This window comes from Lederbergia sp. NSJ-179, from assembly GCF_022867885.1.
GTDB lineage: Bacteria > Bacillota > Bacilli > Bacillales > Bacillaceae_C > Lederbergia.
The window spans coordinates 1-7,234 of record NZ_JALIFP010000070.1 but is presented as its reverse complement, the minus strand read 5'-3'; the positions used below and the strand labels follow the sequence as shown (position 1 = coordinate 7,234).

Here is a 7,234-nt window from a genome sequence, read left to right as displayed (position 1 = left end):
GTCTTATTTCGAGTATGCTTTAGCCTTCGGACTTTGAGCAGGACTTCAGCCTGGGATATGACTTTAGTCATCGACATTTATGTCAAAATCCACCTGCTTTGAGCAGGTGGTCGTTTAAGTATTTGAAGAACATTACCGATGTCACTAAGCCTCGGATTGATCTACTATCTGTTTTATTGTCAACGATTGGATTCGGAGGAGTTGTCTTTGGCTTCAGTAAGGCCGGCGAAGGATCTGAAGGTTGGAGTAGCATGGTTGTGATCACATCAATCGTCATTGGGCTCGTCGCGTTGGTATTATTCATACTGCGACAGAATATTAGCGATCCAATGTTGAATCTGAGCGTTTTCAAGTATCCAATGTACGTTATTGGGATGCTTCTTATAATGTCATGTATGTTGATCAGTTTGTCGAGCACGATTATTCTTCCGATGTTTCTTCAGACTGGTAAAGGACTGTCTGTGTTAATCACTGGACTTATGCTTTTGCGGGTAGTGTACTAAGCGGTCTCATCCAACCGTATGTGGGGCGTTTATTCGATAAATATGGACCGAAATGGCTTGTTATTCCAGGACTCGTTATCCTAACAGTCATTATATGGTTCTTTACAACCATTTCCCCTACTTCTTCAGTAGCATTTATCATTGCTTTGCATATCGGGCTCACGGTTGGTATAGCCTTGATTTGGACGCCAGCTCAAACGAACGGGCTAAATCAATTACCGCCGGAATTATATCCGCATGGCACTGCAGTCATGAACACACTGCAGCAGGTTGGAGGCCCCGATTGGAACAGCAGTTGCAATCAGTATCCTTACGGGCGGTATGGAGAAATATTTGCACGGCTCCTCCGCCCCGACCAAAGTGACTGAAATTGCAAACGCGATGGCATCGGGTTCACAAAACGTGTTCTTTTTTACGATGATCATAGCATTGATATGCTTGATCCTTGCATTCTTCATTCGCCGCGTAGTCAACCATGAGGAGAGGTATTCGGCGCATTGATGTTTTTATAAAAAACAACAGGGTCACTTTAAATAATCTATATAAGTTGACCCTGTGTATTTCACAGTACCAGGAAATAGTGTAAGAGTAATCTTCAGCAATCGAAGCGCGATTGTTGAATAAAAATTTATTTTACCCCCATCCAAAACAGTACGGGGGTATGTGTGTTAGAAGTATTTAACTTAAACAACTTATTATTACCTTGATATTTCCTTATTGCGGGTGGTGTCAGCTTCGCTGGTACTACCCCCATAAATGTTGTCCCCCTCCCTTTTCCATTTCTACTTTGTATACGGCTTGCCCCAATACATCTTGACCTATGAGCTACTAAGAACACAACCTTCAAATTTCTACTTTAGAGAAGGGTAAGAATAATTTTATCCCCCGTCGGTTTTTTGGCAGCCATTTCATATCGAGCAGAAGATGACTGGCGTAGCCACCCATACAAACAAACATCATTCCATCCACAAGAAATTCCTTCTCCATAAAATAGCCAAGCCAGGAAAAATAGGCCAGACCTAGAAGCGAATGAGTTAAGGAACGATGGGGTAAAAAGGAAGCAACGGCGATATATATCCCCAACATCATCAACCATATACTTTCATAATACATACTAAGCAAACAAACAAGTGCCCCTGTAAGGATTAGCATCCTTTTTTGCGTAATTATGAGTAGAGGGAGGACAAGCAATGCACTTCCTATTAATAGACCTTGCCATTTCTGCCAGTAAGTATGTGGGCTAAGGGAAGTGGATAAAATCAAATATAATCCTATTATACTCAGAACGGCGATCAGCCATTTTTTATTGATTGATATTTTCTTCGTTAAAACACCCTTTACATCTAAATCTGGTACTAAACCGACAAATCCTCCCAATAAGGTAAAAGAAACTGCCGTTATAAGATCCGCATTGGTATACTGGGCGATTCCCATTCCCGTTAGGCAGCCGCCGATAAAATGTGTTTTTCCATCCATTTCTCCAGGTCCTTTCAGTTATATTTTGTCTATCCTATTATAGCAAACTCGATCACTTGTTTGTTAGAAAGAAAAATGTCACAATAAGAATACTTATGATCAAAGGAGAAAAGTACAAATGAAATTGGTATCTTGGAATGTGAATGGATTAAGAGCCTGTGTACGCAAGGGCTTTTTGGATTATTTTCAAAAAATTGACGCAGACATCTTTTGTGTGCAAGAGACAAAATTACAGGAAGGGCAAATTAAGCTAGAATTAGCAGGCTACCACCAATATTGGAATTATGCGCGCAAGAAAGGATATTCGGGGACCGCTATTTTTACGAAAATCGAACCACTCTCTGTTAAATATGGAGTCGGTGATGAAGAAGTGGAAGAGGAGGGGCGAATTCTTACACTCGAATTCAAGGATTTTTTTCTTGTCAATGTCTATACCCCTAATTCACAAAGGGATTTGGCGAGACTTCCGTATCGATTACAGTGGGAAGACCAAATGCTTCTATATCTATTAAATTTAGATAAAGAAAAACCGGTTATTCTTTGTGGCGATCTCAACGTCGCCCATCAGGAAATAGATTTGAAAAATGCGAAATCAAATCGCGGAAATTCAGGGTTTACACTGGAAGAGCGCGGAAAATTTGCGAGCTTACTCGAAAATGGATTCATGGATACATTCCGTTATTTTTATCCTGATAAAATAGATGCCTATACTTGGTGGTCTTATATGAATAAAGTGAGAGAAAGGAATATTGGCTGGAGAATTGATTATTTTCTTACATCAGAAAGACTGAAAGAAAGACTGGTAGATTCCGATATTCATTGTAATATTTTGGGCAGTGATCATTGTCCGATTATGTTGGAGATTGTGTGATGAACAGGAAAACGGTACTAATTACAGGGGCTTCAAGTGGTTTTGGATTATTTACAACGATAGAGCTAGCCAGAAGAGATTTTCATGTGATTGCGACAATGAGGAATTTGAAAAATAAGGATACGATAATAGAGTTATGTAAACAAAAGAGTATAAAGGCTTCAATCGAGTTTGTTTCATTAGATATTACTGATGCCGCCTCTATCCAGAAGCTTACGGAACAGATCGCTCATTTGCCTTCCATAGACATTCTGATTAATAATGCTGGGTTTGCTTTAGGGGGATTTGCAGAGGAAACCAGTTTACAGGAATATAAGGAACAATTCGAAACAAATCTTTTTGGCACCATTGCAGTGACACAAGCGCTTCTCCCTTCTATGCGTGAACAGGGAAGGGGAAGAGTGATCAATATGAGCAGCATTTCCGGGAAAATGGCTTTTCCCGGATTGTCTCCGTATGTTGCCTCTAAACATGCGCTTGAGGGCTGGACAGAAAGCTTGAGGCTGGAAGTAAAACCATTTGGAATTGAAGTCGCCCTCGTCGAACCGGGGTCTTACCAAACGAATATCTGGACAAAGGGGAAACGAATTGCTCAGAAATCGAAGCTTCCTACATCAGCATATGCCATGATGATGACAGCGATTGAACACGAAATGGAAAAAGGGAGTCAAAGTTATGGTGATCCGTATGCTGTGGCGCTTCTGATTGCGGAACTTTGTACAAAAAGAAGGTTAAACAAGCTTCGTTATCCGATCGGAAAAGGGGTTAAGGGATTATTACTGGCAAAGCAAATGACGCCTTGGAAATTATGGGAAAAAATCGTCCTAACCAAACTAAATGCGCATCTTTAGTGCTCTTGTTTAGGTTCAGCTTGAAAAATACATCAATTACATTAGTAAACGTTTTATTTCCAAAAAAAGTCATGTTAAACTAACGAAGCTTTAAGTACATTTTTTCACAACCTTGTGTTCTAAGTTTAAGCTTGGGAGATAGTGTTAAAAAGGATTAAATTGCATTTTATAAATAACTCAAAAGTCAAGAAGGAATATCTAGAAAGCTAGAGAAGGTTTTCAAAGCAAAAATTGTTGCCGAAGTTCGACTTGGGGCATTATTTTTTAAGAAGAAAAGGAAATGCCAGCATAAAAAAACCGATTTCCATACAAACGTCGAAATCGGTTTTTTGGACGGACTTATGCCACAATCGCGCCCGATTGTGGCATTGCCACTTCATTGTTTAACTCCACTCTACTCATAAAAACCTTTATCCCCGATGCTCCAATCCATAGAAGGTTCGTTTTCGGTGCCCATCACAGATAGGGAATTCAATATTCATGTGAAGTGATAAAAATACAAATGAAAACATTTTAATCTGAATAATAAAATGATAGTCAGTTTTTTCTTTATCCTTGCAGAGAATGATATGATGTTTTTAGAATCGGTAATTTAAGTTCATAAGAAATTTTATTTACTATCTGAATGGACGCTAAGCAAGATTCTTCCACGGCCATGACGATGTTCACTTTGATTCATAGCTTCTGGCGCTTCGTTTAACGGATAGATTCTGTCGATTGCTGCTTTAATAATGTCGTTTGCCATGAGTTCCCCAAGTTTCATAATATCTTCAGGCGTTGGTAAATTAGATGCTAAAGTAGCCGTTACGCCATGTTCTTCCGCCTTTTGCTGAGAAGGAAACTGTACCAATGAAACCAGGCGACCTCCTTGCTTTAATATAGACCATGAGCGTTCCTGCGTATCGCCTCCAACAGTATCGATAACTAGATCGATATCATTCACAATTGGTACCGGTTTTTCGACTCTCTCGTATGTTACCCCCTCATTTCCACCATATTTATTCACGAGAATTGCTTTCATTGTTTCTTTTGCCATGTTTTTTCCTCCTATACTTTATCACCAATTGCTTAAAACGCATGATTGCGATAAGAAGAAAAACTCTAGCAGTTTGCAAAACATGCCCATACAAAAATCCATGCAGGTACTTATGACGGGAAGAAAATCACTGATAATTAATTACTGGCGAGCCGAGTGCATAGGAAAATTGCTTGCTCGCTTCTGGGAGAGGTACTTGGAAAAGTGCTACCTAAGGTAGTAACTCGCTGGTTACCTACTCTACCGCCTATACGATGTGAAATGAGGGGAAAATCGGCGATAACGTCAAAGGCTTATCTATCGCTATAGTAACGAAAAAAGCCCCATTCTCAATTTTAATGCTGAGAAATTTTTGGGCTCTTTAGTATGGATGAACGGCTAAATTCGCGCCGTCCTGGTGCAACGCCGATCTGACCAACATCCTGTCGGCCTGACACAAACAAAAGTTCCGATATAAAGAAAGGCGTTCTTTGCCTTTCATTGGCGCGGGTTTATGACCTCGAAGGGCCACTTAAAATTCTTATTTTCTCACGAATTGTTGAAGTGGGAGTCTTACTTGCCAGTTAGTTCAGGATAAAAAGACTAATTTCTAAGATGCGTAAGCGAGAAATTAAGCTTTTGTTACTTCAGATAATGGACGATAATTAAAAAACAAATTTTTAAAAAAAGCTATATAAGCCAGCTTCAAAATACCTATACTCTTCATCACTTATAATCTTCTTTCCATAGCCTTCAAAGAAAATACCTACTTCGATATCGCTTTCAAAAGCTCCCGGTTTTGGGCGAACTGCTAAAGAAACATCATACCTTGGATCTCCATAGGCGCCGCCACTCCAATCGATAATTCCTGTAATTTTCCCTTCTTTCACTAACACATTATCGATGGTAAAGTCCCCGTGAATTAAAGTTTGTTCAAATGGTTTAGGTTTATTTTTCTTTAAGCTATTTAATAAATCTTTTGAACCATCAACATTGTAATTCATTAAATTATATTCAGCTTGGATTAGCATCTCATCAAGCCATCTTGTCCCATAGATTAACTCACTTGGACATACTGTTGAATGGATATCTGAAAGAATCTTCCCGAAACTATATATAATTTCATGCTTTTTATCTTGATGTGTTTCATTAAATAGATAATTTCTTAATGTATCTCCCTCAATATATTCCATTAATATCCACGATTGAGTTGCACTTTTTTGTTCAATAAACTTGTATATATTTGGTGTGAGAAGGTTAGTTTTGGATAAGCAGTTAAGTACAACCTCTTCTTTTGATAACCAGGAACAGAATTGTTTTCCTATTGTTCTTTTTAAGACGAACATAATATTTTCAGTTTCTATAATACCCACATCTGAGGTGTGTCCCTGCCTTGGAAATTGAATGTTTTTTATCACTCCAACATAATCTGAAATTTCAAATGGTACCTCATCAAACTTTATCGGCTCTCGCTTCATAGTTTTTCTCAATCCTTATATATTTTTTGGTTTATTCTCATTTCCTTTTGTGTTATACACTATTTGAAACAACATGAAAAAAGAAAAAAGAGCACAACTAATTCTGTTTTGCCTTAATGACCCTCTTTGTAAGCCCGATTTCTGCAAAATTACTGTAAGGCTTTATTTCTAAATAGTGCTCTGCCGGAAAGTGAAATCAACTTTTATATTTTGGCTAATAAATCATCAAATGTCTCTCGCCATTCTTTATGGGTCGTCCATTTAATATTTTGATTATCCCCTAGTGTTCTAGGAACAACATGAACATGAAAATGAAATACATCCTGTTGAGCTTCGGCACCGGAACTATTAACAATTTGAACATTCTTTATTCCAAGCTTATTGTTGTACAACGATACAACCTTTTTTACAACTGAAATAACTTTCAATAATTCTTCTTCAGTTATATCAAAAATATTCTCATAATGCTTCTTAGGAATGATTAAAGTATGATATTTGCTAACAGGATTAATATCAAGAAAGGCATATGCATGCTCATCTTCATAAACCTTCCAAGATTTCGCTTCGCCCTTGGCAATTTTACAAAATATGCAATCTTTCACGTATAAGCCCCCTTTCTTGAATAAATTAAAATTATAGTGCCGCATAAATATATTCAATAACACTGTCCAAATCAGCAAGTGAAGCTACTGTCCATACTACTCTTTTAGCCATTTAGCCGTTCCCATTTCCATTTCTTTCTGAGACACGATCTAGATCTTCCAGTCCTTTTTCCATTTTAGAACAAATATCTTCTATGGAATAATCATTTGGCAAGTAGTCAATCAGCTTCTTGATTTCATCTTTATGCATAATGACCAACATAACATTTTTAAACTAATTATATCATTGTACGTCAAATCGGTCACTATAAAGCGTGTAGAGCTTTTTGCGCTGTATCATTTTTTGTTGTATGAACAAAAAATAAGGGCATTATTTTTTTGTGAAAAGTTGAATTTTACTCCTTTTTTTGTATAAAAAAGGATGTGTTGCTGTTTTCT

9 protein-coding genes are annotated in these 7,234 nt (G+C 37.9%); 4 read left to right on the top strand and 5 right to left on the bottom strand.

The window, feature by feature from the left end:
* Window positions 1-98 precede the first annotated feature (98 nt).
* Both MUB24_RS22570 and MUB24_RS22565 read left to right on the top strand, forming a co-directional pair.
* Window positions 99-503 carry an efflux MFS transporter permease gene (locus tag MUB24_RS22570; protein ID WP_280517126.1) on the top strand — a complete coding sequence of 135 codons (405 nt, stop codon included), beginning with the start codon at window positions 99-101 and terminating at the stop codon, window positions 501-503.
* 20 nt (window positions 504-523) lie between these two features.
* A complete protein-coding gene (locus MUB24_RS22565) occupies window positions 524-871 on the top strand; it encodes an MFS transporter (RefSeq protein ID WP_244707930.1) in 348 nt (115 codons plus the stop codon).
* Between the two features lie 475 nt (window positions 872-1,346).
* Here the strand turns inward: MUB24_RS22565 and MUB24_RS22560 are convergent, their stop codons facing one another.
* Complete coding sequence (locus MUB24_RS22560; RefSeq protein WP_244707928.1) at window positions 1,347-1,979, bottom strand: metal-dependent hydrolase; 633 nt, start codon at window positions 1,977-1,979, stop codon at window positions 1,347-1,349.
* A gap of 118 nt (window positions 1,980-2,097) precedes the next feature.
* On the opposite strand from MUB24_RS22560, the gene MUB24_RS22555 reads away from it, so the two are divergent.
* Both MUB24_RS22555 and MUB24_RS22550 read left to right on the top strand, forming a co-directional pair.
* On the top strand, window positions 2,098-2,850 hold the full coding sequence (locus tag MUB24_RS22555) for an exodeoxyribonuclease III (protein ID WP_244707925.1): 753 nt from the start codon (window positions 2,098-2,100) through the stop codon (window positions 2,848-2,850).
* Window positions 2,850-3,701 carry an SDR family oxidoreductase gene (locus tag MUB24_RS22550; protein ID WP_244707923.1) on the top strand — a complete coding sequence of 284 codons (852 nt, stop codon included), beginning with the start codon at window positions 2,850-2,852 and terminating at the stop codon, window positions 3,699-3,701. The genes MUB24_RS22555 and MUB24_RS22550 overlap by 1 nt, the downstream gene beginning before the upstream one ends.
* A gap of 610 nt (window positions 3,702-4,311) precedes the next feature.
* Here the strand turns inward: MUB24_RS22550 and MUB24_RS22545 are convergent.
* The 4 genes from MUB24_RS22545 to MUB24_RS22530 all read right to left on the bottom strand — a co-directional run bounded on the left by MUB24_RS22545 (window position 4,312) and on the right by MUB24_RS22530 (window position 7,046).
* Window positions 4,312-4,737: a zinc-binding dehydrogenase gene (locus MUB24_RS22545; RefSeq protein WP_244707921.1), complete on the bottom strand. Its 426-nt coding sequence runs from the start codon at window positions 4,735-4,737 to the stop codon at window positions 4,312-4,314.
* Window positions 4,738-5,396: 659 nt separating this feature from the next.
* Entirely contained in the window at window positions 5,397-6,194 is a 798-nt protein-coding gene (locus tag MUB24_RS22540; protein WP_244707918.1) for a phosphotransferase family protein, read from the bottom strand.
* Between the two features lie 203 nt (window positions 6,195-6,397).
* A complete protein-coding gene (locus tag MUB24_RS22535) occupies window positions 6,398-6,796 on the bottom strand; it encodes an HIT family protein (protein ID WP_244707916.1) in 399 nt (132 codons plus the stop codon).
* A 112-nt stretch (window positions 6,797-6,908) separates the two neighbouring features.
* On the bottom strand, window positions 6,909-7,046 hold the full coding sequence (locus MUB24_RS22530; protein ID WP_244707914.1) for a hypothetical protein: 138 nt from the start codon (window positions 7,044-7,046) through the stop codon (window positions 6,909-6,911).
* Between the last annotated feature and the right edge of the window lie 188 nt (window positions 7,047-7,234).

Excerpts from the sequence above, each read along its gene's own strand:
- MUB24_RS22530 (WP_244707914.1), bottom strand. The coding sequence starts at position 7,046 with ATGCATAAAGATGAAATCAAGAAGCTGATTGACTACTTGCCAAATGAT.
- MUB24_RS22540 (WP_244707918.1), bottom strand. The coding sequence starts at position 6,194 with ATGAAGCGAGAGCCGATAAAGTTTGATGAGGTACCATTTGAAATTTCA.
- MUB24_RS22555 (WP_244707925.1), top strand. The coding sequence starts at position 2,098 with ATGAAATTGGTATCTTGGAATGTGAATGGATTAAGAGCCTGTGTACGC.
- MUB24_RS22550 (WP_244707923.1), top strand. The coding sequence starts at position 2,850 with ATGAACAGGAAAACGGTACTAATTACAGGGGCTTCAAGTGGTTTTGGA.
- MUB24_RS22560 (WP_244707928.1), bottom strand. The coding sequence starts at position 1,979 with ATGGATGGAAAAACACATTTTATCGGCGGCTGCCTAACGGGAATGGGA.
- MUB24_RS22545 (WP_244707921.1), bottom strand. The coding sequence starts at position 4,737 with ATGGCAAAAGAAACAATGAAAGCAATTCTCGTGAATAAATATGGTGGA.